The organism is Brevundimonas sp. 357, from assembly GCF_003938605.1.
Classification (GTDB): domain Bacteria; phylum Pseudomonadota; class Alphaproteobacteria; order Caulobacterales; family Caulobacteraceae; genus Brevundimonas.
This window is the reverse complement of sequence record NZ_RHWX01000015.1, coordinates 1-22,739: the sequence shown is the minus strand read 5'-3', so window position 1 is coordinate 22,739 and position 22,739 is coordinate 1. Positions and strand designations below refer to the sequence as shown.

Here is a 22,739-nt window from a genome sequence, read left to right as displayed (position 1 = left end):
ATCTGAAATCCAATTCACGCCGCCAACTCTCATTCAAGTACGTCGGAAGCAAAAACATGCGCAGCGCTCGACTTCCCAAAAGAAAATGCGCCCAAACCAGACAGCCTGTCATTGCCCCGAGCGTTGATCCCGCCGAACCGCACAAGGTCGCCCGGCCGCGCACGACGACATCATCTTCGAGCTAAGATCGTTACGGCCCTGCCAAACAAGGCGGTCCGCGTTACGCCTTCATGTCGGCACGAGGGTGACGTGACGCCCGCGCGTAACCTTCACACGCGCGACGAGGCCAATGACGCAATTCGCATGAAACCCTCAAACGACCGATGCGCCCTCGTCCCGACGCCGATTGCCGATATGGCATTCGCAACCGACCTGCCGTTCCTTCAATGCCGCAGGTCGCAACCGCTATCGCCTATATCGAAGCGCTTCATCCGCGGCCAAGAGGCAGATGGATCGAGACAATGAGACCATGCGGCTTCGCATTTGATAAGGAAATCCACCCGCCGTGCCGCTCCACCACCGCTTTGGCCAAGGCTAAACCCAGCCCGACGCCGCCTGTCTCGGCGCTCCTTGATCGTTCGATCCGAACAAAGGGCTCCAGCACATCAGTGAGTTGATCGTCCGGCATCCCCGGCCCTGCATCCCGGACGACCAGGCGCGCTTGCGCGCCGGTCTGATCAAGATGGACATGAACGGGGCCGGGCCCGCCAAATTTTGCTGCGTTGGAAAACACATTGTCCAGCAGGCGAGAGAGATCGAGGGGATCTCCTGAAAAGATCAGAACCTCGGGCGAGTGCACGACAATCGTACAGTTCGGCTGACGATCGGCCGCCTGCCGCACAAGCCCCGCCAGATCCAGCGTCTCGAAGCTCTTTGAGGCCGGCCGCGCTGCGAACTGCAGCAACTGGTCGATCATCGCCTGCATCCTAAGAATCTCCGGCCCCATCACCCGCTTCAGGCCAGGACCGGCGCCCTCCAGTCTCAACTTCAAACTGGTCAACGGCGTCCGCAGGTCATGGGCAATGGCGAAGAGCATCTGGGTCCGCTGCTCAAGATTGGCGTTCAGACGCTCCTGCATGGCGCGCAGGGCCGTTGCAGCGGTCCGGATTTCGGTCGGGCCCCCGATAGGCAAGGACGGCGCATTGGGTCCGGAATCGATCGCCTCAGCCGCTGCGGCGAGTTTGCGCAGAGGGCGGGTGAAGATACGCGCCAACCAGAGCGTGGGGATCGCCAGGATGGTCGCCGCCGCCAGGAAGGCCAGACCGAGCTTCATATGCCAGACTGAAAGATAGGACGACGTCGGCGCAACGACGACCCACTCTGAACCACGCCTCACGGCCGCCTGGAACGGCGGGAATGTGATGTCGCTTGTCGCAACGAGTTCGGCGACCGAGGGCGGAGGGGCGCCGGCCATCAGGGTTCCTGGCGGAAGATTGAGGATAGTGAGATTTGTGCCGGAGCCTCGGCTTTCGTTGGACTTCATCGTCACCCGTACATCGGCAAGGTCCAGATCAAGGGCATGGGCCAGACCCTCAGCGATGATCGGCGCGGGCTGCGCAGTGGTCTGCGGCGCGACCGCAGGCATGGACATCGTCCGGATCGCCAACTCTGCGCCTCCCTGTCCGGTCTTCACCGCCTGGGCGACATCCCGCACCCGCATGGAGGCCTGTGGAGGCGGGGGCATGATGACTGTTACGAACAGTCCGACGCCCAGGGTCGTCAGTACGCAGACAAGCGCCAACCCGAAAACCTGACCCGTAATCGAACGCAGCCAGACGATCACAAGCCTTCCCGTTCAGGCTTCAGGCGGTAGCCTTCACCTCGAATGGTCTCGATTAGCGGCGTCACGCCATGATCGCCGAGCAACCGCCTTAACCGGCTGACAGCAAGATCAATAGAGCGATCAAAGACATCAGCCTCGCCTCCCCGCGTCAATGTGATCAATTGGTCGCGGCTTAACAAGCGGCCGGGGCGATCCAGAAACACCTTCAACAGCGCGCCCTGTCCCGACGACAGAACAACGCTACTGTCATCGGGGCGCGTCAGACGACGGCTATCCCCGTCATACCGCCAGCCGAGATAGAGGCGTGTCCGCGACATCGCGCTGATCGCATCTGAGGATGGACGGCGCAGCAGAGCACGAACCCTCGCCAGCAATTCCCGGGGTTCAAACGGCTTGGGAAGATAGTCCAGCGCCCCAAGTTCCAGCCCCACCACCCGATCAGCGGAATCACCCAGAGCGCTGAGCATGAGAATGGGGATGCCGCGATTACTGAGACGGCGGCAGATCGACAGCCCGTCCTCGCCTGGCATCATCACATCCAGGACAACCAGATTCACCGGCTCGGACGCCAGGTGTTGGTCCATCTGCACTCCGTCAGCGGCGACGCCGACACGGAAACCGAAGCCGGAAAGATAATCGGATATCCCCGAGCGGATGCCGGCATCGTCATCGACGACGAGAATTCTCGCGTCACTAAACGTCATCCTATCTTGTCCCCCGTGAATGTATCGCGATTGTGTCCATCGACCCGCAAGGCATTACGGATCAGACAACCTCAAGATACACACTTGCGACAACTTTCTCCCGCCGAAGTTGGTTCGGCCATCCGGGAGGAAAACACCATGAAAACGCTTCGCACCATCGCCGCCATCACCGCCCTAGCCGGCGCTTGCTTCAGTTTCGCCGCCCCTTCCATGGCGGAAATCCGTAACGGAGAAGTCGTGCGGATCATCGTCTATCCGGACGGCACCACCGTCTATTGATGAGACGGCGCGCCGACGATGTCGGCGTGCCACATCACCCCAATCCGTAAATCTGGAGCCTTGCGACATGTTCGCCTCGATCATCGCTTCCGTCGCTCTTGCTCTCGCAACACCGCCCAACTTCCAGGATGCATCGCGGGACATCTCAGCCAAGCATGAGCAAGCGCCTCTTGCCGGCCGCTGGACGGGCGTCATGGGGCTGGGCGACACTGAGCATCCCATCAATCTATGGTTCGACCCTGACGAACGCGCAGGCCGTTTTCAAATCATCGGTCTCACCTCGGACCGAAATCCGATCCAGAGCGTGACGCGCCGCGGCGATATCGTGACCTTCACCTTGCCATCAAACCCGGTTCACGAATTTCGGGGCACGATCAACGGCGCACGTCTAACCGGAACCGTGCGCATCGGCGGATCAAGCAATCGCTTTTCTGTCCAGCGCGTCCGCTAAGCATGAACCGAAGCCTCGGCATGGTGTCTCTTGCGGCCGCAATACTGGTGAGCGCCCCCGCGACGCCGGCCGAGCCGACAAGCCGGCTCGCTCCCATTCCCTCTCCCGTGTCGATAGATCTCGACGACGCCGTCTGGTTCTCGACGGGGGAAGATTATCTTGTCACCCCAACTGCGATCGATGCTGATGAGATCGCGCAAGCCATGATCACTGCGCGCCATTGTTTCAGCCGGCGCTTCAATGCGGCGGCCCCGCCCGGCGCGGTCATGACCACCGGCGCGGTAGGGCTGTTCGAAGCCCTCCCTGAAGATCGGCGCGGCTGGGTGCTGCCCTGGAATTTCGATCGATCCGGGGCGTCGCGCGAGGCCGGGAGTCATGAGCAGTCCAAAGCCGAAGCCGCATCTTCGATCCAACATGAGTTGGGCCATCTGTTCCTACTGCACGCTCTGCTTCCAAACGTGAACAAGCCTCAGTACGGCGGCGACGCGCCCGATTGGTTGGATGAAGCCGCCGGCGTCGCTCTGGAATCCCCTTCATCTCGCGCAGATCGCCGTCGACGCTTCGCCGCGCTCGTCGACGACGGGCGGTTGACCCCGTTCAGCACCTTCGTTTCGCAAGCCCACCCCGTGTTCGCCAGCCAGCGACTGCAGGCCGAGGTGGCGAGCGCCCGAGCCGCATCTCCTGATCAACCGATCGTGTTGGAGTTCACTCTGGCTGAGCTTGGCCTCACATCGACGTCGGCTGACGATTTCTACGCACAGACGAGCGCCGTTATCGATTTCCTGGACAGCCTGGAAAAACCCGACGCTCTGGGCTTGATCGCCAGAGACATCCAACAAAGCGGCGCTCCCCTCGGGTGGATCGCTCGACTGGGCGCCGATGTCGGCATGGCGACCTCGGAGGACTGGGACAGACGCTTCGAGGCGTGGTCCAGCGACGCCGACGACGCTCCCTCCCCGAATGATTGCCGAAGCAGCCCGTTATGAGTCTACCCTTTCCCACCTCGCCAATCTCCGGGATGGATGAGCCCCTCTCAGGGCGTGAGAAGCGTTGGCGACGCTGGCGGCGTTTATCCATCTTCGCCGTTCCCAGCGCTGTCCTGCTAGCGGCGCTTGTCTATCTGTCCCTCCAGCGCGCCGGCGATCTCTCCGTATCCGCCGCCAGCGTGCGCACAGCCGAGGTTGAAACCCGCCAGATCACCGAGGCGGCCGCTTTCGTCGGCCGCGTCGTGCCCATGGATTTGGTTCAACTCACAGCCCCAGAGACCGGTCGCATCGCCACAATCCACCTCCGATCCGGCGATACGGTCCAAGCGGGCGCCCCGATCGTTACCCTGTCCAATCCGGAACGTGAGCTGGCCATCAGCGACCGATTGGCGCGGATACAGGCGGAGATGTTCACGACCTCCACGGCGCAGACCGGCCTGTCAGATGCCGGGAACCAGGATCGGCGCGCCTATCTCGAAGCCGCCCACCTGCGTGACGAGGCTGCGGAACGGCTGAGACGTCAGGAAGTCCTGCTGGAGCGTGATCTGGTCAACGAGGCCTACGTCGCGCCCCAGCGAGAGCAATTGCAGTTCCGCACACGGGTAGCCGAGGAGCTGCGCGCGGTAATGGAGCGCAACGGCCCCTCGCGACGCAGCCAGGAATCGGCCGCCAGCGCCTATCTCGCCCAGCTACGGGAAAATCAGGCGGCGACCCTTGGGCAACTGGACGGCTTCGTTGTGCGCGCGCCCGTCGCCGGACGCGTGCTCGGCCTGGACCTCCAGACTGGCGAAGCCGTCTCGGCGGGCGATCCGCTCGCCCAGGTCGATCCGGGCAAAGGAGTTCTCATCGTAGCCCAGCTCGACGCCTTCTACGTTTCACGAGTTCGCAAAGGTCAACCAGGATCGATCGAGATCAGCGGTCGGGCCGTGCCTCTTGAGGTGGCCCATGTCTCGCCGGACATTCGAGACGGCGGCTTTCGTGTCGAACTGGCGCTACGCGAGAACGTCCAGCTGAACCCTGGCCAATCCCTGCAAGGACGCATTGATCTCGCGGCGTCCGGCGCCTTTCCCAGCATACCGGCCGGGCCCTTCCTCGAGCAGACGTCGGGTTCATGGATATTTGTCATCGACGCCGATGGGCGCACCGCCCGACGTCGCAACATTCGCACAGGCATCCGCGCGCCCGACCGCGTGGCCGTCATCTCCGGCCTGAAGACCGGCGAGCGGGTCATCATATCTAGCTACCGCGACTTCGGCGACGCCAAGGTCATTGACCTGACGGGAGAAACGCCATGAGCGAATTGATCCGTTTCGAAAAGGTCTCGAAGACCTATACATCTACCGACATTCGCACCCATGCGCTTCGCGATGTCGACTTCAGCATTTCGGCTGGCGAGTTCGTTTCCGTGTCTGGCCCTTCCGGCTGTGGAAAATCGACCCTCATGAACCTGCTGGGACTGCTGGACTTCCCCGACAGCGGCACGGTCACAGCGTTCGGCTCGACCTTCACCCATCATGACGAAGCCCAGTTGACTCGACTGCGACGCGGCAACATCGGCTTCATATTCCAAGCCTTCAACCTAATCGAAGACCTCACCATTCTCCAGAACGTCGAAATGCCGCTCCACTATGTGGACCGATCAGCGGGCGACCGACGCTCACGCGCGACAGACCTGCTCGAGCAAGTCGGCCTCGGCGGTCGCTTGTCTCACCACCCCTCTCAGCTATCGGGCGGCCAACAGCAGCGCGTCGCTATCGCCCGCGCCCTCGCGCCCAAACCGAAACTGATTGTGGCAGATGAACCGACCGGCAATCTCGACAGTCAGAACAGCCTCGCCATCATGGAGTTGCTCGAGCAACTCACCGACACCGGGGCCGGTGTAGTGATCGTCACTCACGCCCCAGAGCTGGCCGAGCGGGCTCAGCGGCGCATCAGCATGAAAGACGGTCAGGTCATCGGCCTGGATAGGCGTCCCTAGAAATGAGAAGCCCCTCGCCGCTTCGCCTGCTTACACTCGCGGCCCTGGCCGTAGCCTTCACCGCCTTCAGCCTTGTGGCCGCCGCCGTCCAGCACGAGCGTCGATACAACGCAAGTTTCGACCCCGCGAACGAAGTGTATCAGATTTACACCCGTGTCGGTCGAAGCGGTCAGGACGCCGTCGCCATGGCCTCCGGGCTTTCAGACCTGGCCCCTGCCCTGACCGCGAGCGAACAGCGCCTGGCGGTCGCTCGGGTTGCTCGCGACAACGACCCACGTCCGATCGAAATCGACGGGAAGACCTACTGGGTCGCCATCACCGAAGCAGATCCGAGCATCGTCGATGTCTTTAATCTGGGCGAAGACGCCTCCGCGTTCCAGCGCGCCCTCGCCCGCCCGGATGGGCTGATCATAACCCGCAGCCTCGCGAGAGAGCTGTTTGGCGCCGATCACCCAGGCCAGACAGTGATGATCGGCAGCCAGGGCTATTCGGTCGTCGCCGTCATTGACGATCTCGACCGCAACTCCAGCTTCTCGAGTGATCGCGCTTTCATCTCGAGCAGGGGAGCGGCCAGCTCCCTGCGGTTGTCCGACGCCGTCACTGCCGGCCTGACCTTTTCGATCGGCGGGGCGACGACTTTCGTCCGGGCGAGCGACCCCGATCAGATTCCACGGATCGCCGCCATCGCCAATCGCCACGCCACGGCCGCCATCGGCCGCTTCGTCGCCGCCAACCCTGGCGCCGGCGGCGTCGGCCTGCAGGTGTCGCATCACCTTGTACCCCTTCGGGATCTTGAACAGGCGGTCGCCCTGGGCGCCAATCCCGACGGCTCGCGGCTGGACCAAGGATCACTCTTCCTGCTGGTCGCCGTCGCCCTGGTGATCGTACTGGTCGCCAGCCTCAATGCAGCCAGCCTCAACCTGTCGCAAACCCTGGTTGGCGCCCCGGCCATCGCCGTACGCCGCGCATTCGGAGCGGGTCGGTCCCACATCGCCAGGGGCGTCATCGGACAGGCCGTGATCTCGGGTTTGGCCGCAGGCCTGATCGGTCTGGCGGCCGCCTTTCTGCTTTCCGACGCCTTCGGAACCCTGATCAATCGTCCTTTGCCGCGCTGGCCCGACCTGACAACGCTGGCGGCGGTGCTGGCGGCGGGCTGCGGATCCGGGCTGATCGCAGGCGGATACGCCGCCTGGATCACGACACGCATGCGGCCCCGCGAAGTTCTGGGCGCACGCGACGTCAGTCTGCCCGGAATGAAATGGATCCGCTCCTCTCTCGTCGCGACCCAGATCGCCGGTAGCGCGGCCACGCTGATCTTCGCGGTCGCCGTCAGCTTGCAACTGGCTCATCTTGCAAGCGCCACACTCGGTTTCACTCCCGACGGTCTCAGCGCCTATCGGCTTCCCGAAACGCTTGCAGCCGAAGACCCTCGTCGAAACTCTCTGCTCGCTCAGTCCCGCGCCGTCTTGGGCGCATCACACGTAGCCTTCGCCGGCGTTCTGCCGACGGAAGGAGCAGTATCGCAGCGGATCGTCATTATGGATGGCCGGTCGGTCGAAATCGCCACCGCCAGTTGGCTTCCCAATTCTCTGGAAATGCTGGGAGCCTCGCTGATCGCCGGCGCTCCCCCGAAAAACCTGGAAGACGCCCAAGCCGGCCGGGACGCACGCAACCAATCTGCGGCCATCAGCGAAACCACGGCGCGACGCCTCGGTTTCCAGGCGCCCTCAGATGCGATCGGCGCCCTTTTGTCCACCGACCGCCCTGGCGTCACCTGGAGCGTGTCGGCGGTTGTGGCCGACCTGCCCATGGGGCGCATTCGAGGCGGAAACGCCGCGGTCGCCTTTGTGCACGACGGGGGGCCTGCAGGTTTTCTGATCGCGCCGACGGAGGCTGTTCAAGTCTTGGACCCCATCATCTCCACAGCCTTCCCAAGCGCCCCCGTGGACCGCATCTCCCTGCGCGATCAGGTCAGTATCGCCTTCGCCGATCTCATTCGACTCCGGGGGCTGATCCTAGCCTTCGCCGCCGTGCTCACCGCGACAGCGGCGGTAGGCGTGCTGGCCATGACCCTCGATCGGGCGAGGCAGATGCGCAAGGAAGCGGCTGTGCGGCGCGCATTCGGCGCTCAGACCTCGGACATTGGCCGGTTACTCGCGCGCCGCATCCTCATGCCCGTCGGCGCAGGGTTTATCCTTGGAGCGGCTGCAGGCGTCATCGGCACGCAATGGTGGCTGTCCGCCTATCCCGACAAAGTCAGTTTCGCGCCGCCATCGATTCTGGCGGCGACGGCCGTCCTGAGCCTTGTCTCAGTCCTTGCAGCGGTCACCGAAATCTGGCGATTGTCCGTGGCTCGACCGGTGAACGCCCTCCGCGACGACTAACCCCCACCTGACGCTCCGACTTCTGAGACGCCACAGCGGAACACCGCCATATCGCCAGCGATCAGGAAAGCAGGTCACGGCTCGAGCCCGCCATAGCCGTCGGCCAGTTCATCCATGACCTGGATGAGGTCGTCGCCGCGTCCGATAGCCGCGACGCGCCAAGACATGCTCGCGTTCAGCCCAGCTTCGCATCGCAGTGCATATATAATCCGCAAAGCCTGGCTCTACGGCTTCGTATCTCAGCTTGAAGTCCGGGTGCTCATAGTTGTCGGCCAGCGCGGCGTACATGCCGGGCGAAAGCGCTCGCCCCCAACTTGAAGCGACCCAAGCATGGTGACGCCCTATCCAGGGGTCCAGCGACGGAGCCTGGGGCGACGCGCCGCGTCGCAGGGCGTCCGCCAAGCCTTCTTCGATTGCGGCCAGTTCCCGCATATGGGCTTCGCGCTCGTCGCGGGTCATGTCCTTGGCCCGCTTGCGGCTATGGGCGATCAGCGCCTCGGTTTCGGGCCCGTACTTGTCCGTCAGCCAAGCCTCATACTCAGCCTGCTTTTCGGGCGAAACAAATCCCGCATACAGATTCGCGTCCTTCATGGCGCGTTCTCCTTTGAGTCGAGAGATCGTGCGGTCGATCGTTCTCACCATTTCGGCATAGCGCGCGGCCTGTTCTTGCAGCCTGTTTGTCTGCTTCCGCAAAGCTTCCAGACTATCAAAACCAGACGCATCCAGAATGGCCCCCACCACAGCCGACGGGATTCCCAGCTCGCGATGAATGAGGATCTGCTGCAATCGCAGAAGCTCGTCTTCGCTGTAGTAGCGATAGCCGTTCGCCCCGATGAAGGCGGGTTTCAGCAGACCGATCGCGTCATAGTGGTGCAGGGCGCGCACCGACACGGGCTTTCAGCCAAAGACGCCAGTCCGCACGATCCGAATCCTGAAGCAGAGGATAGTTCACGCAATCCTCCGGCGCCTCGATCGGTGGAAGCCCCCCACGATCTTCGCGGCTTGACCTTGTCAGCGCTGGAAGTCGCACGCTGGACCTACCGACACCTCGAAGGCTTGATGATGACCGCCAGCACCCCCGTTTTGATTTACACCACCCCCACCTGCCCGGACTGCCACGCCCTCAAACGGTGGCTTGCAGAACAGGGCGTCGAATACGAAGAGCGTGATCTGACCGACCCGCGGATCGCCGATGAGGCCAAGGCGCGAACAGGAGTGCGGGTGGCGCCGATCACCATCGTCGGCGACGCGATCTTCTACGGAACGTTCCAAAGCCAGAAGCCGGGCCTGATGCAGGCGCTCGGACTCACGCAAGTCCGACAAGACGGATGAGCGTCATGCGCGTTCATATCCGCCAGGCCAGGACGACGGTGGAGGTTACGGAAGGTCAGACCCTTCTGGAGGCTGCGATCGCTGCGGGCGTCGCCTACCCTCACGGGTGCCGGTCGGGCCGCTGCGGAGCCTGCAAGTCGCGGCTGATCGAAGGCGATGTCGAATTGCTTCCTCACACCCGGTTCGCCCTGTCCGATGACGAAAAAGCCGATGGGTTGATCCTGGCCTGCCGGGCCCTGCCCCGCACCGAAGCGGCCGTGGCCTGGCTGGGCGACGCCGCCGCCGTAGAGCCTGCGTACGACGTAAGCGGAACCGTCACCGAACTGAACGACCTGACCCACGACATCAAGCGGATTCGAATCTCGCTCGACGCGAGAGGGCCGCTGTTCTTCGAAGCCGGACAATACGCTCACGTCCGCTTCGAGGGCGCGCCCGGCCGCAGCTACTCAATGGCCAATACGCCAGGGCAGGACAGTTTGGAGTTTCATATCCGGCGCGTGCCGGGAGGCATGACCTCAGGCCATGTTCACGAAGCCTTGAGGGTCGGCGACAAGGCCCGTTTGGACCTGCCGCTGGGTTCCTCCTTCCTGCGCCAACACCATCCAGGGCCCATCCTGTGCATCGCCGGCGGGTCTGGCCTAGCGCCGATCCAGTCGATCGTGGAAACGGCTCTCGCCCAGGGAATGAAGCAGCCGATTCACGTCTACTTCGGCGCCCGCGCCGAGCGCGACCTCTATCGGATCGAACATTTCCAGACTCTCGCACGGAGCCGCCCGAGCCTCGCCTTCACGCCCGTGCTGTCCGACAGTCCAGCGGCGGCCTATCGCTCTGGCCTGGTGACCCAGGCGGTGGCGCAAGACCTGTCCGACCTCAAGGGATGGACGGCCTATGTCGCGGGTCCGCCGTCCATGGTCGACGCCGCGATGGCGGCCGCCTTCGCCGCCGGCCTGCACCGCGACGACATGCACGCCGATGCCTTCTTCACCCCCAGCCAATCGGTCGTGGCCGAATGAGCCTGGGCTGAAACCCCGCGCGTTGATGCGAAAAGCCGGGCTGCAAAAGCGGCAGCCCGGCGATGTCAGTTTACGCGGAATGACTTGTGCCGACCTAGATCACGGTCGCCGGATAGCCCGCTTCCTCAAGCACGTTCTGAATGGCGTCAACCGCCGCCGTCGTCTGGATCTTGACGGTGCGAGCCACCGAATCCGCCGCGACATCGGCCTGCGGATCGACCGAATGAATGGCCCGCGTCACCGACTTGGCGCAACCGCCGCAAGTCATGCTCTCGATTTTGAGTTCCATGAGATTCCTCCTTGGTTTGGGTCTCATGTCCTCCGAAGTGGGGTCTCCAACCCTGGCAGGGTCAACAGACCCCGGCGGAGAAAAACAACATTGACCTTCCCATGGCTGGAAGCCTCAGCCTGACCGCAACTTGAACTCGAAACGAGAAAGGAAGCGGCCATGAACGCCCCTGTTCGAACAATAGACCTCGTGGGAGCGACGACCCTGCCGATCGAGGGCATGACCTGCGCCTCCTGCGTCGGACGCATCGAGCGCGCCTTGCAGGCCGTCCCCGGCGTGACGACCGTCTCGGTCAATCTGGCGACAGAACGCGCCAGCATCACGACGAACTCGCCTGTCGACCGCAGCCGGTTGGTCGCCGCTGTCGAAAGCGCAGGCTACACCGTTCCCACCAGCAGCTCCGGCGTCACGGAGCTGTCGATCGAAGGCATGACCTGCGCCTCCTGCGTGGGACGCATCGAGCGCGCCTTGGCGGCCGTTCCTGGCGTGACGAAAGCCGCCGTCAACCTGGCGACCGAGCGCGCCTCGATCCAGGGGAACGCCGAATCTTCCGCCCTGATCGCCGCCGTCAAGGACGCCGGTTATGAGGCGAAGCTGATCGAAACGTCCTCCGGCGGCGCAGACGAAAATGATGAACGGGCTGAAAAGAAGGAAGCCGAGCGCCGTGAACTGACGCGGGACTTCTCCATTGCTGCGGCGCTCACCCTGCCGGTCTTTCTGCTGGAGATGGGATCCCACCTGATCCCCGGCGTTCATGGGCTGATCGAATCCACGATCGGGATGCAGATGAACTGGTACATCCAGTTCATCCTGACGACGCTTGTCCTCTTCATTCCGGGCATACGTTTCTACAAGAAGGGCCTTCCGGCGCTCTGGCGCTTGACGCCGGACATGAACTCCCTGGTGGCGGTCGGCTCGCTGGCGGCCTACGGCTATTCGCTGGTCGCGACCTTCGCGCCTCGCATCCTGCCCCCTGGAACGGTCAACGTCTATTTCGAGGCCGCCGCCGTCATCGTCACCCTGATCCTGTTGGGGCGCTTGCTTGAAGCGCGCGCCAAGGGCCGAACGTCGGAAGCGATCAAGCGCCTGGCCGGCCTTCAGGCCAAGACCGCGCGCGTCCGTCGCGACGGCGAGACCGTTGATCTGCCGATCGCCTCGGTCGCCGCCGGCGACGTCATCGAGGTTCGCCCCGGCGAGCGCCTGCCCGTCGACGGCGAGGTGATCGAAGGCTCCAGCTACATTGATGAATCGATGATCACCGGCGAACCGATCCCGGTCTCCAAGTCGCCGGGCAGCGAGGTCGTCGGCGGCACCGTCAACCAAAAGGGCGCCATCGCCTATCGCGCCACAGCGGTTGGCGGCGACACTGTGCTGTCGCAGATCATCCGCATGGTCGAGGAGGCGCAGGGCTCCAAGCTGCCGATCCAGGCCCTGGTTGACCGGGTCACCATGTGGTTCGTGCCGGCGGTCTTCGTCGTCGCGGCGCTGACTTTCGCCGCCTGGCTCTCGTTCGGCCCCTCGCCCGCCCTGACCTTCGCCCTGGTCAACGCCGTCGCCGTTTTGATCATCGCCTGCCCCTGCGCCATGGGTCTGGCGACGCCGACCTCCATCATGGTGGGCACCGGCCGGGGCGCAGAACTGGGCGTCCTGTTCCGTAAGGGCGAGGCGCTGCAACTCCTGAAAGACGCCAAGGTCGTGGCCCTGGACAAGACCGGCACCCTGACCGAAGGCAAGCCGTCGTTGACCGATCTGGAACTCGCCTCCGGCTTCGATCGGGCTCAGGTGCTGCGCCTCGTCGCCGCCGTCGAAACGCGTTCGGAACATCCGATCGCCAGCGCCATCGTGGAAGCAGCCAAGGCTGAAGGCCTGTCCCTGCCGGTGGTGACGGACTTCGAATCCGTCACAGGTTTCGGCGTTAAGGCCATGGCCGAAGGCGTCCGCGTGGAGATCGGCGCGGACCGCTACATGATCGAACTGGGCCATGATGTGACGGCCTTTGCCGCCGTCTCCGAACGGTTGGGAGATGAAGGCAAATCGCCCCTCTACGCCGCGATCGACGGACGGCTGGCCGCCATCATCGCCGTGGCGGATCCGATCAAGTCGGCGACGCCCGCCGCGATCAAGGCTCTGCACGCGCTTGGCCTCAAGGTGGCGATGATCACGGGCGATAACGCCCGCACGGCCGAAGCCATCGCCGCCCGCCTGGGCATTGATGAGGTGGTGGCCGAGGTTCTGCCGGACGGCAAGGTCGATGCGGTCCGCCGCTTGCGATCCAAACACGGCAAGGTCGCATTCGTCGGCGACGGCATCAACGACGCCCCGGCCCTGGCCGAGGCCGATGTGGGCCTCGCCATCGGCACCGGCACCGACATCGCCATCGAAGCGGCCGACGTGGTCCTCATGTCCGGCAGTCTCCAAGGCGTGCCGAACGCCATCGCCCTGTCCAAGGCGACGATCGGCAACATCCGGCAGAACCTGTTCTGGGCCTTCGCCTACAACACCGCCTTGATCCCGGTCGCGGCGGGTCTGCTCTACCCGGCCTACGGCGTGCTGCTCTCACCCGTGTTCGCCGCAGGCGCCATGGCCCTTTCAAGCGTCTTCGTCCTGGGCAATGCGCTGCGGCTGCGCGCGTTCAAGGCCCCTCACTGACAACACCACGGCGGCCGACGCCACGTCGGCCGCCTACCTTCCTGGGAGGAAATCGATGAACATTGGCAAGACTTCGAGAGAATCCGGCGTGTCGGCCAAGATGATCCGCTACTATGAGCAAATCGGCCTCATCCCCGCCGTCGATCGAAGACCGTCTGGCTATCGCGACTATTCGGACGATGACGTCCATATGCTGCGCTTCATCCGACGCGCCCGCGACCTGGGCTTCTCGGTCGCCGAGATCGGCGACCTGCTGAGTCTCTGGCGCAATGAGAGCCGGCAGAGCGCCGAGGTCAAACAGATGGCTCAAGGTCACATCAACGGTCTTCAGAAGAAAATCAAAGACCTGAAGGAGATGGCCCATTCTCTCACCATGCTGGTCAATGCCTGTCATGGCGACCACCGGCCGCACTGCCCTATCCTGCAAAGCCTCGAGAAGGGCAAAGCGGGCGAGGATCGTTCCATACTGCCCCGCCGCGGCGCCGTGGCGCGTCCCTAGACGCTTGACCTGACGAGCGTTGGAAGCGGCTTCCTGACCTGCTCGATCCTCAGCAGGAGATTACGTCATGGACCATTCCGACCACGCGCCGGGACAGAGCGCCGCCCAGAACGACCCGGTGATCGCCGCCTATCTGGCGGCGAACAGCCGAATGCACGCCGACATGACGATCATGTTCACCGGCGACGCAGACACGGACTTCATGCGCGGCATGATCCCCCACCACCAGGGCGCCATCGACATGGCCAAGGTGGTTCTCGAGCATGGCTCCGATCCCGAGGTGAACGCGCTGGCCCGCGCTGTAATCTCCGCCCAGGAGTCTGAGATCGCGATGATGAAGGTCTGGCTGGCCAAGCGCGGAGCCTAGCTCCGCAGCCTTCGCCATCCAGTCGGCCGGGAGGCGCGCCGCACCACGGCGCGCCTCCTTCATTCATGCCGCGTGTTCGACCCAGCCGCCGCCCAGCGCCTTGTACAGGTTCGTCAGATTGCTCTGCCGCGTCAGGCGCGCACGGATCAGGGCCTGCTGCGCGCCATAGAGCGTTCTTTGGGCTTCAAGAACGAAGAGATAGCTGTCCTCGCCCTCACGATAGCGCTGCTCGGCCATGCGATAGGCCGTTTCGCTGGCCGCGACGCGCAGCCCCTCCGCGCGGATCTGGTCGTTCAGGGTCGCCTGTCCCGCGAGACCGTCCGCGACATCGCGGAACGCCGCCTGGATCGTCCGCTCATAGCGGGCGACCTCTATCTGCTCCATCAGACGCGCGCGTTCGAGATTGGCTCGGAGAGCCCCGCCGCGGAAAATAGGCGCCGTGATCTGAGGCGTGAAGCTCCAAGCCCGCGCGCCAGACGAAAAGAGATCATCCAGATCATTGCTGGCCGTGCCTATAGATCCTGTCAGGCTGACCGTGGGGAAGAAGGCCGCTCTCGCCGCTCCGATGTGGGCGTTCGCCGCCATCAGCGCCTGCTCAGCCGCGCGCACGTCCGGACGCCGCAGCAGCAACTCCGACGGCAACCCCGGCGGCAAGTCGGCGATGGCCCAGTCATCCGAGAACCCCGCGTCCAGATCGAGCGCCGCATTCTGCTCCGGCGTAAGCGGACCGCCGGCCAACAGCGCAAGGGCGTTCCGATCGCGCGCGACCTGCCGCGCATAAGCCTCACGCTCCGCTTCCGCCCCGCGTAACTCGGCCTCGGCCTGGCGCACCTCGATCAGGCTGGCCTCGCCGACGGCGACGCGCTCGCTCATGAGGGCGTGGGACTGCCGCCGGGTCTCGACTGTTTCCTCCGCCAATCTCAACAAGGCCTGATCGGCGCGGAAGGTCAGATAGGCGTTGGCCGTCTCGGCGATGAGGGCAAGCTCAGCCGAGTTGCGCGTTTCTTTCTGAGCCAGATAAGACGCGAGGGCCTGATCATTCAGGCTGCGGATCCGGCCCCATAGATCAAGCTCCCAAGCGGCAACCGTCGCCGACATCTGGTGAGCGCGCGCGATTTCTGACGTTCCGGACGCAGTCAAAGGCCCCGGCGTGCGTTGAGAGGCGGACGACGCGACGCCGTCCAGTTGCGGCGCCGACTCGGCGCGTTGAATGCGATAAATCGCGCGCGCCGCCTCTACGTTCAGCGCGGCGATACGTATGTCTCGATTGTTCTGGAGCGCATCCTCGATCAGGTCATGCAGGATCGGATCCCGAAAGAACTCTCGCCAACCGATGCCCGCCACGGTTGCGCCAGAAGACGCCGGCTGGGCCTGGGCGTAGACGCCTTCGGTTGGAAAGGCGCTTTCAACAGGCGGGGCGGGGCGCTGATAGGCGGGCGAAAAGGCGCATCCCCCGAGGAGGGCGATACCCGCCAGGGCGGCGCCATGAAACAACCTCGGGGTACGAAAGCGGGCTCGGCTTCGCAGCGGAGCGGACGGAAGAACAGCAAACATGGCGATCCTCTGAAAATAAGGCTGGGATCGCCCCATCCGCCGTGAACTCGACGACGGATGGGGCGTAGGAAGGGACGAATCTCAGTCCGAGATCGTCGGCATCGTCGCCTTCGGCCTTGGCTTGCCTCTCAGGGCGAAACGGCGAACGGCGACGTAGAAAACAGGCGTCAGGATCAGGCCGAACAAGGTCACCCCGATCATGCCTGCGAAGACAGCGACACCCATGGCCTGGCGCATCTCGGCCCCGGCGCCGGACGCCAACACCAGGGGAACGACCCCCGCGATGAAGGCGAGCGACGTCATCAGGATGGGCCGTAGACGAAGGCGCGCCGCTTCCAGCACGGCGTTGAGCGGATCGACGCCGTCTTCTTCCCTGGCCCGTGCGAACTCCACGATCAGGATCGCATTCTTGGCCGCCAGACCGACCAGGACGACAAAGCCGATCTGAGTGAAGATGTTGTTGTCGCCGCCGGAAACCCAGACCCCTACGATCGCGGAGAGCAGGGCCAGCGGCGCGATCAGCAAGACCGCAAAAGGCAAGGACCAGCTATTGTATTGAGCGGCCAGAATGAGGAAGGCCAGCAGGACCGCCAAGGGGAAGACGAGCAGCGCTGTATTCCCGCCCTGCTTCTCCTGGAACGTCAGGTCCGTCCACTCATAGATCATGCCCGGCGGCAGGGTCTCCTCCAGAATCCGTTCGATAGCCGCAGTAGCCTGGCCGGACGAGTATCCCGGCGCCGGACCGCCGCTGATGTCCGCCGAGGGATAGCCGTTGTAGTGCATCACCCGATCAGGGCCTGAAGTGCGGGTCACATTGACCAGGGCGGAAAGCGGAATCATCTCTCCGGCGGCGTTGCGCACTTTCAACTGACCGATGTCTTCGACCTGTTGGCGGAACGGCGCGTCCGCCTGGACCATGACCCGATAGGTCCGCCCAAATCGATTGAAATCATTCACATAGATCGAGCCCAGATTGATCTGCATCGTTTCAAAGACAGCGGACAGCGCCACACCGTGGGCCTTCGCCTTTACGCGATCGACGTCAACCTGAACTTGCGGAGCGTTATTCTGGAAACTGGCCAGCATGCCGACCAACTCCGGCGCCTGCATCGCCTTGGCCATAACCTGCGCCTGTACCTGGGCGAGGGCCTCATAACCCAAGCCCGCGCGATCCTCGATCTGCAGCTTGAAGCCGCCAAAGGCGCCCAGACCCGGCACCGGCGGCGGCGGAAACACGCCGACGAAACCGTCTGGAATCTGGCTGAACCGCCCCATCAGCCGATCAGCGATGGCGTTCGCCGAGAGGTCGGCCGACGTCCGCTCGCCGAAGTCATCCAGCATGATGAACATCAATGCGGCATTGGGCAGATTGACCCCGCCGTTGGGCGACAGGCCGGGGAAGGCCACCACGCTTTCGACGCCGGGCTCCGCCATGGCGATATCCGACATCCGCTTGACCACGCTCTCCGTGCGATCGAGCGAGGCGCCGGTCGGCAATTGGGCGACGCCTACCAGGTAGTATTTGTCCTGCATCGGCATGAAACCCGCAGGGGTCTGATGGAAGCCCAGCCAGGTCAGGCCGAGGAAGCCCAGGTAGAGCAGCCCCACCACGCTGCTGAAGCGGATCGCCCGACGCACGGAGCCGACATAACGCTCCGATGAGCGGTCGAAAAACCGATTGAAATGCAAGAAGAAACGACCAAAGACGCGGTCGAGCAACCGCGTCAGCCAGTCGCGCCGCGTCTCGCCATGATGAGGACGCAGCAAAACAGCCGCCAGCGCCGGCGACAGCGTCAGAGAGTTAATCGCCGAAAGGATCGTGGAAATGGCAATCGTCAGAGCGAACTGGCGATAGAACTCGCCCTGAAGGCCTGACAAGAAGGCCGAGGGCACGAAAACCGCCGACAACACGGCGGTGATAGCCAGGATCGGCCCCGTCACCTCGTCCATCGCCGCGCGCGCAGCCGCCTTGGGCGACTTGCCCAGACCAAGGTGACGCTCGACGTTCTCCACCACCACGATGGCGTCGTCGACGACAATGCCGATCGACAGCACGAGGCCGAACAGAGAGAGGGTGTTCAGCGAGAAGCCGAAGAGATGCATGACGGCCAGCGTTCCCACCAAGGAGATCGGAACAGCCACCAGAGGAATGATGGACGCGCGCCAGCTCTGCAAGAAAAGCACCACCACCAGGACGACCAGTAGAGTGGCCTCAAGCAGGGTCACGGCCACGGACTTCAATGAAGCGCGTACGAAGATCGTAGGATCGTAGGCGATCTCATACGTCAGGCCTTCAGGGAAGTCGGCCTTGAGCCGCTCCATGGTCGCACGGACGGCCTTGGAGCCGTCGAGGGCGTTGGCGCCGGGGCTCTGCAGAATCTGCATGGCCACCGCCGGGCGCCCGTTCAGGAAGCTGCGCATGGTGTAGGCGTCAGCCCCCAGTTCGATGCGCGCCACATCCTTCAACTTGACGACCTGCCCCTCGAGGCCGGCCTTGACGACGATGTCGCCGAACTGTTCGACCGTCGTCAGTCGCCCCAGCGCATTGACTGAAATCTGATAGGCCGACCGAGCGTCCGGCTGTTGCCCCACCGAGCCGGAAGCGACCTGGACGTTCTGCTCGCGGATCGCGGCGACGACATCGCTGGCGGTAAGGTCCAATGCGGCGAGTTTGGCCGGCTCCAGCCACACTCGCATGGCGTATTCGCCTTCCCCGCTGATAAGAACATTGGCCACGCCCGGCAGCCGCGCCAGTTCATCGCGAACATTGAGCGCCGCATAGTTCGACACATGAAGCGGGGAATAGCGCGCATCAGTCGCGCGCATATGGACCACCATCAGCACGTCAGGCGACGTCTTGTCGGTGATCACGCCCATCTGCTGCACTTCGGGCGGCAGTCTGGGCAACGCTCGCGCCACGCGGTTCTGCACCTGAATCTGCGCCAGGTCCGGATCCGTCCCCTGCTTAAAGGAGATGCTGATCGACATCCGGCCGTCGCTCGACGCTTGCGAGCTCATGTAGAGCATGTTCTCGACGCCGTTGATGGCCTGCTCCAAAGGCGCCGCCACCGTCTCGGCGACGACATCGGGGCTGGCCCCTGGATAGGCGGCCGTCACCTGGATCATGGGCGGCGTCACGGCCGGATACTCGCTTAGGGGCAGGCGCAGGAACGCCAGTCCTCCCGCTATCAGCATCAGGACCGACAACACGACCGCAAAGATCGGGCGATCAATGAAGAAGCGGGGGAAGGTCATCGCCCGGCCTCCGCGGCCGCGGGCGCCTGCTGAGGTTGGGGCTGCATCGTCGTGCGCTGGGGCGTGACCTGCATGCCCGGCCGCACAAGGCCTTTCAGGATGATGACCTCACCCGCCTTCAGGCCGCTTTCGACCACACGGAGGCCATCAGCCATTCCGCCGAGCTTGACCGGACGATACTCGACCTTGTTGCCCGCCCCCAGCGTCAGGACATAGGTCTGCCCCTGGTCCGTGCCGACCGCCTGATCGTCAATGAGAACAGCCTGACGCGGAGCGGCGGTGTCCAGCCGAACGCGCGCGAACAGACCCGGCGCCAACAGGCCGCCTGGGTTGGCGATCACCGCGCGAGCGCGCACCGTGCCGGTGCCGCGATTCACCTGAGCTCCGATGAAATCCAGCTCGCCTTCGTGGGGATGGCCTTCTTCATTCATCAGACCGATGCGTACGGGCAGTCTGTTCGTCGGACGGCCATTTCCGTCCGGGCGGGCCCTGGCGATGAAGTCCAGATAGGCCGCCTCATCGATGTCGAAATAGACCTGCAGCGGATCGATGGAGACGATCGTCGTCAACACCGTCACGCCCGCAGCGATCACATTGCCCCTGGTGACGGCGATGCGATCCACACGCCCGCTGATGGGCGCCGTCACGCGCGCATAGGACAGGTTCAATCGCGCCGCCGCAGACGCCGCATGGGCGGCTTGAACCTGCGCCTGTCGCTCACGGTGAGCGGACTGAGCGGTCTCCAGCGCACGCGCGGAAATGGCCCCGTTGGGCGCCAGACGCTCGGCGCGCGCCAGATCCGCCTCCGCCTGCGTCAGTTGGACCTCAGCCTGACGCGCCTGAGCCTCTGCTGCGTCCAGCAGAACCTGAAGCGGTCGTGGGTCGAGTTGGAACAACAACTGCCCCTGCCGCACGAGCCCCCCTTCGGGGACGCTCACGCTTTGGATGGTGCCGCCCGCCTTGGGACGCAGTTCGACCGTTTCCGGGGCCGCCAGATAGCCGGTGAACTCCGCCGTCGGCGCGATCTCTCGGCCCACGGCTTGGGCCACAGGCGCCGCCGGCGCAACAGAAGCGGCGACTGCGCTTTCCGCCGGAGCCTGCTGCACCGCGTAGATCAGGCCGCCGCCCGCCAACAGGCCGCCTGTGACGACCACCGCCGCCTTCTTGGATATTCGCATTAATTCCTATCCCGAGGAGGGCCGCGAACCGGCCCCATGCCGGAGGCGGTCGCCTGCCGATCAACGGGTGGTGCTTGCTACAAGCCTTGTAAGGTCAAGCCGTTCGAACGCCTGTTTCAAGCGGCGTCGAGAGAGGTCTGCGGGCGGTGTCAGACGCGTGGCGAAACCGACGAGGCACGCCGGCGCGCGCCTCGTCGGCTTTGAAGAAACGTCCCCCGCTCACCCGGTCTGCCCGGGCTTAGATCGGCTTCCCTCCGGCGGACGTTTCACGCGAGCGCTGAGCAAAGACGATGGCGGTCATGACCCCCAGCGCCAGATTAATCAGCGCATGGCTCCACTCGAAACTCATGGCGTGAATGATGAACATCATCGCCTCGAGCGTCAGCATCGCCATCGTCGCCAGAACCAGCAACGGACGCCCGAACGCCCAGGAGATCAGGGGCGACAGGACCGCCGCCGCCAAGACCACCTCCACCACGCCGAGCAGGCGCACCGCCTGGGGCGCGAAGTGGACCGGCCAGGACAAGAGAATGATCAGCATATCCATAGGCTGGCTGAGCTTGGCGTAGCCAGCCGCGATGAAGAACATCGCCAGCCAGCCCTGGAGCGTCCAAAGCGCCATATGTCGATAGCTTGCGTGCAGGCCCTTCATGACCGTGTCGGCGCCCGAACGCCGTCAAGGGCCGCGCCTGTCTTTCGTCGGCGCCATGCGAACCAGGCCGTCCCCAGCCCCGCAACCGCCAAGATCGGCGCGGCGGCGACATTGACCACCGCCCAACCGTGCCCGACCTGCACCGCCCCTGCGGCCAGGGTCGCCAGCGCCGTCGCGCCGAAGACCATGAATTCATTAGCCGCCTGAGTCTTGGCGCGCTCGGCCGGCGCATAGGCTTCCGTCAACAGGGTGGTGCCGCCGATGTAGAGGAAATTCCACCCCGCTCCCAGAAGCAGCAGGGCGGCCTTGAACAGCAGCAGTCCTGGTCCGCTCAGGGCGATGCCAAGACTGATCGCCGACAGTCCGAGTCCCCCCATCAAAATCCATCTTACGCCGTAACGCGTCGCCAGCCCTCCCGTGATGAAGGACGGCGCGAACATGCCGATGAGATGCCAGCGTGTGACCTCGGCCGCCGCGTCCACCCCATGTCCCGCCGCCACCACCGCAAGCGGGGAGGCGGTCATGACAAAGCTCATCACGACATAGGCCGCTGCTGCGTTCAGAAGCGCGACCAGGAACACCGGCTGACGCATGATCGCCGCCAAGGTTCGAGCTGGCGCCTTTTTCTCGTTCTCCGTTGCGGACGGCGGAGCTCGCAAAAACCCCAGCAATGCGATTGAAATCAACGCGATCAAGGCTGACGCGGCATAGGCCCCCGCATACTCCGCCCCCGACACGAGGTGACGCGTGCGTGCAGCGATCTCGGGTCCGACCAGCGCGGCCGCAACGCCGCCTGCCAGCACCCATGCCACCGCCTTCGCACGAAAAGCCGCCCCCGCCATATCGGCGGCGGCGAAACGATAGTACATGGCCGAGGCTTGAAAAACGCCCATCAGCGCATTGCCGAGACAGAACAGAGCGAAATCGCCCGCGACCATGCCCCAGGCCGCCACGCCTGATCCTGTCGCTCCGATCAGCGCCCCGGCCTGAAAGCCAAGCCGGCGCCCGACCCTGGCCATCAGAAGCGATGTCGGAATGGCGGCGGCGGCCGTGACAACCGTGATCAAGGCCAACGGCAAGGTGGCGAGCCCCGGCGTCGGCGCCAGTTCGGCTCCCGCCAGACCGGAGAAGGTGAAGACAACAGAGACTGACGATAGATAGAGCGCCTGTGCCGCAGCCAACAGCAACGTCTGGCGACGCCCCCCGCTAGCCATCCGCTCGCCCCCGTTCGCCTTCACAGCCCGGCCTCAGCGGTGTCGGGCGACCATGCCTGCGCGATCGTGGTTTGAAAGAGAGTAGCGGACGCCATTGACGTGCCCCTGAGTTTTCATCCAGCGGCGACCAGAGTCCTTGGGTTAGTTGATCCGCCCCCGTTTTCTGGAGCAT

Annotated in this window: 20 protein-coding genes; 11 read left to right on the top strand and 9 right to left on the bottom strand. The window is 64.1% G+C overall.

The features are described from left to right. Positions 1 to 427 precede the first annotated feature (427 nt). Together EGK63_RS13295 and EGK63_RS13290 are read right to left on the bottom strand one after the other, a co-directional pair. Positions 428 to 1,783, bottom strand: a complete 1,356-nt coding sequence (locus EGK63_RS13295; RefSeq protein ID WP_125901888.1) for an ATP-binding protein — start codon at positions 1,781 to 1,783, stop codon at positions 428 to 430. Beyond that, positions 1,780 to 2,487 carry a response regulator gene (locus EGK63_RS13290; RefSeq protein ID WP_125901887.1) on the bottom strand — a complete coding sequence of 236 codons (708 nt, stop codon included), beginning with the start codon at positions 2,485 to 2,487 and terminating at the stop codon, positions 1,780 to 1,782. The genes EGK63_RS13295 and EGK63_RS13290 overlap by 4 nt, the downstream gene beginning before the upstream one ends. A gap of 138 nt (positions 2,488 to 2,625) precedes the next feature. Here EGK63_RS13290 and EGK63_RS16545 point away from each other — a divergent pair, with 138 nt between their 5' ends. The 6 genes from EGK63_RS16545 to EGK63_RS13265 all read left to right on the top strand — a co-directional run bounded on the left by EGK63_RS16545 (position 2,626) and on the right by EGK63_RS13265 (position 8,565). After that, complete coding sequence (locus EGK63_RS16545) at positions 2,626 to 2,766, top strand: hypothetical protein (RefSeq protein WP_165906614.1); 141 nt, start codon at positions 2,626 to 2,628, stop codon at positions 2,764 to 2,766. 67 nt (positions 2,767 to 2,833) lie between these two features. After that, positions 2,834 to 3,217, top strand: coding sequence for a hypothetical protein (locus EGK63_RS13285; protein WP_125901886.1), 384 nt, complete (start codon positions 2,834 to 2,836; stop codon positions 3,215 to 3,217). 2 nt (positions 3,218 to 3,219) lie between these two features. Further along, positions 3,220 to 4,203 carry a hypothetical protein gene (locus EGK63_RS13280; protein WP_125901885.1) on the top strand — a complete coding sequence of 328 codons (984 nt, stop codon included), beginning with the start codon at positions 3,220 to 3,222 and terminating at the stop codon, positions 4,201 to 4,203. Beyond that, positions 4,182 to 5,498: an efflux RND transporter periplasmic adaptor subunit gene (locus EGK63_RS13275; protein WP_125901884.1), complete on the top strand. Its 1,317-nt coding sequence runs from the start codon at positions 4,182 to 4,184 to the stop codon at positions 5,496 to 5,498. Before EGK63_RS13280 ends, EGK63_RS13275 begins: the two co-directional genes overlap by 22 nt. Then, on the top strand, positions 5,495 to 6,181 hold the full coding sequence (locus EGK63_RS13270) for an ABC transporter ATP-binding protein (protein WP_207896388.1): 687 nt from the start codon (positions 5,495 to 5,497) through the stop codon (positions 6,179 to 6,181). The genes EGK63_RS13275 and EGK63_RS13270 overlap by 4 nt, the downstream gene beginning before the upstream one ends. Before the next feature lie 2 nt (positions 6,182 to 6,183). Next, a complete protein-coding gene (locus EGK63_RS13265; protein WP_125901883.1) occupies positions 6,184 to 8,565 on the top strand; it encodes an ABC transporter permease in 2,382 nt (793 codons plus the stop codon). A gap of 108 nt (positions 8,566 to 8,673) precedes the next feature. On the opposite strand, the gene EGK63_RS13260 is transcribed toward EGK63_RS13265, so the two are convergent. Beyond that, positions 8,674 to 9,456: a MerR family transcriptional regulator gene (locus EGK63_RS13260; RefSeq protein WP_125901882.1), complete on the bottom strand. Its 783-nt coding sequence runs from the start codon at positions 9,454 to 9,456 to the stop codon at positions 8,674 to 8,676. 168 nt (positions 9,457 to 9,624) lie between these two features. On the opposite strand from EGK63_RS13260, the gene EGK63_RS13255 reads away from it, so the two are divergent. After that, positions 9,625 to 9,897, top strand: a complete 273-nt coding sequence (locus tag EGK63_RS13255) for a glutaredoxin family protein (RefSeq protein WP_125901881.1) — start codon at positions 9,625 to 9,627, stop codon at positions 9,895 to 9,897. 5 nt (positions 9,898 to 9,902) lie between these two features. Beyond that, positions 9,903 to 10,910: a 2Fe-2S iron-sulfur cluster-binding protein gene (locus EGK63_RS13250; protein WP_207896387.1), complete on the top strand. Its 1,008-nt coding sequence runs from the start codon at positions 9,903 to 9,905 to the stop codon at positions 10,908 to 10,910. A 94-nt stretch (positions 10,911 to 11,004) separates the two neighbouring features. On the opposite strand, the gene EGK63_RS13245 is transcribed toward EGK63_RS13250, so the two are convergent. Then, positions 11,005 to 11,199: a heavy-metal-associated domain-containing protein gene (locus tag EGK63_RS13245; protein WP_125901879.1), complete on the bottom strand. Its 195-nt coding sequence runs from the start codon at positions 11,197 to 11,199 to the stop codon at positions 11,005 to 11,007. Between the two features lie 159 nt (positions 11,200 to 11,358). Here EGK63_RS13245 and EGK63_RS13240 point away from each other — a divergent pair, with 159 nt between their 5' ends. The 3 genes from EGK63_RS13240 to EGK63_RS13230 all read left to right on the top strand — a co-directional run bounded on the left by EGK63_RS13240 (position 11,359) and on the right by EGK63_RS13230 (position 14,714). Next, a complete protein-coding gene (locus EGK63_RS13240; protein ID WP_125901878.1) occupies positions 11,359 to 13,848 on the top strand; it encodes a heavy metal translocating P-type ATPase in 2,490 nt (829 codons plus the stop codon). 55 nt (positions 13,849 to 13,903) lie between these two features. Further along, positions 13,904 to 14,347 carry a Cu(I)-responsive transcriptional regulator gene (gene cueR, locus EGK63_RS13235; RefSeq protein WP_125901877.1) on the top strand — a complete coding sequence of 148 codons (444 nt, stop codon included), beginning with the start codon at positions 13,904 to 13,906 and terminating at the stop codon, positions 14,345 to 14,347. 67 nt (positions 14,348 to 14,414) lie between these two features. Then, the gene (locus EGK63_RS13230) at positions 14,415 to 14,714 is read left to right on the top strand and encodes a DUF305 domain-containing protein (RefSeq protein WP_125901876.1); all 300 of its coding nucleotides are present in this window, start codon (positions 14,415 to 14,417) and stop codon (positions 14,712 to 14,714) included. A gap of 63 nt (positions 14,715 to 14,777) precedes the next feature. Here the strand turns inward: EGK63_RS13230 and EGK63_RS13225 are convergent, their stop codons facing one another. From EGK63_RS13225 to EGK63_RS13205, 5 genes are all read right to left on the bottom strand, one after another. Next, the gene (locus EGK63_RS13225; RefSeq protein ID WP_125901875.1) at positions 14,778 to 16,268 is read right to left on the bottom strand and encodes an efflux transporter outer membrane subunit; all 1,491 of its coding nucleotides are present in this window, start codon (positions 16,266 to 16,268) and stop codon (positions 14,778 to 14,780) included. Between the two features lie 81 nt (positions 16,269 to 16,349). Further along, positions 16,350 to 19,523, bottom strand: coding sequence for an efflux RND transporter permease subunit (locus EGK63_RS13220; protein ID WP_125901874.1), 3,174 nt, complete (start codon positions 19,521 to 19,523; stop codon positions 16,350 to 16,352). Further along, the gene (locus EGK63_RS13215) at positions 19,520 to 20,701 is read right to left on the bottom strand and encodes an efflux RND transporter periplasmic adaptor subunit (protein ID WP_125901873.1); all 1,182 of its coding nucleotides are present in this window, start codon (positions 20,699 to 20,701) and stop codon (positions 19,520 to 19,522) included. Before EGK63_RS13215 ends, EGK63_RS13220 begins: the two co-directional genes overlap by 4 nt. Before the next feature lie 238 nt (positions 20,702 to 20,939). Beyond that, positions 20,940 to 21,353 carry a DoxX family protein gene (locus EGK63_RS13210; protein WP_125901872.1) on the bottom strand — a complete coding sequence of 138 codons (414 nt, stop codon included), beginning with the start codon at positions 21,351 to 21,353 and terminating at the stop codon, positions 20,940 to 20,942. Beyond that, positions 21,350 to 22,534: an MFS transporter gene (locus EGK63_RS13205; RefSeq protein WP_207896386.1), complete on the bottom strand. Its 1,185-nt coding sequence runs from the start codon at positions 22,532 to 22,534 to the stop codon at positions 21,350 to 21,352. Before EGK63_RS13205 ends, EGK63_RS13210 begins: the two co-directional genes overlap by 4 nt. Positions 22,535 to 22,739: the final 205 nt, after the last annotated feature.

What these genes read in the sequence shown, in the direction of transcription:
- EGK63_RS13290 (WP_125901887.1), bottom strand. Translation starts at nt 2,487, where the DNA reads ATGACGTTTAGTGACGCGAGAATTCTCGTCGTCGATGACGATGCCGGC.
- EGK63_RS13265 (WP_125901883.1), top strand. Translation starts at nt 6,184, where the DNA reads ATGAGAAGCCCCTCGCCGCTTCGCCTGCTTACACTCGCGGCCCTGGCC.
- EGK63_RS16545 (WP_165906614.1), top strand. Translation starts at nt 2,626, where the DNA reads ATGAAAACGCTTCGCACCATCGCCGCCATCACCGCCCTAGCCGGCGCT.
- EGK63_RS13245 (WP_125901879.1), bottom strand. Translation starts at nt 11,199, where the DNA reads ATGGAACTCAAAATCGAGAGCATGACTTGCGGCGGTTGCGCCAAGTCG.
- cueR (WP_125901877.1), top strand. Translation starts at nt 13,904, where the DNA reads ATGAACATTGGCAAGACTTCGAGAGAATCCGGCGTGTCGGCCAAGATG.
- EGK63_RS13250 (WP_207896387.1), top strand. Translation starts at nt 9,903, where the DNA reads ATGCGCGTTCATATCCGCCAGGCCAGGACGACGGTGGAGGTTACGGAA.
- EGK63_RS13225 (WP_125901875.1), bottom strand. Translation starts at nt 16,268, where the DNA reads ATGTTTGCTGTTCTTCCGTCCGCTCCGCTGCGAAGCCGAGCCCGCTTT.
- EGK63_RS13270 (WP_207896388.1), top strand. Translation starts at nt 5,495, where the DNA reads ATGAGCGAATTGATCCGTTTCGAAAAGGTCTCGAAGACCTATACATCT.
- EGK63_RS13215 (WP_125901873.1), bottom strand. Translation starts at nt 20,701, where the DNA reads ATGCGAATATCCAAGAAGGCGGCGGTGGTCGTCACAGGCGGCCTGTTG.
- EGK63_RS13255 (WP_125901881.1), top strand. Translation starts at nt 9,625, where the DNA reads ATGATGACCGCCAGCACCCCCGTTTTGATTTACACCACCCCCACCTGC.
- EGK63_RS13230 (WP_125901876.1), top strand. Translation starts at nt 14,415, where the DNA reads ATGGACCATTCCGACCACGCGCCGGGACAGAGCGCCGCCCAGAACGAC.
- EGK63_RS13220 (WP_125901874.1), bottom strand. Translation starts at nt 19,523, where the DNA reads ATGACCTTCCCCCGCTTCTTCATTGATCGCCCGATCTTTGCGGTCGTG.
- EGK63_RS13280 (WP_125901885.1), top strand. Translation starts at nt 3,220, where the DNA reads ATGAACCGAAGCCTCGGCATGGTGTCTCTTGCGGCCGCAATACTGGTG.
- EGK63_RS13240 (WP_125901878.1), top strand. Translation starts at nt 11,359, where the DNA reads ATGAACGCCCCTGTTCGAACAATAGACCTCGTGGGAGCGACGACCCTG.
- EGK63_RS13285 (WP_125901886.1), top strand. Translation starts at nt 2,834, where the DNA reads ATGTTCGCCTCGATCATCGCTTCCGTCGCTCTTGCTCTCGCAACACCG.
- EGK63_RS13210 (WP_125901872.1), bottom strand. Translation starts at nt 21,353, where the DNA reads ATGAAGGGCCTGCACGCAAGCTATCGACATATGGCGCTTTGGACGCTC.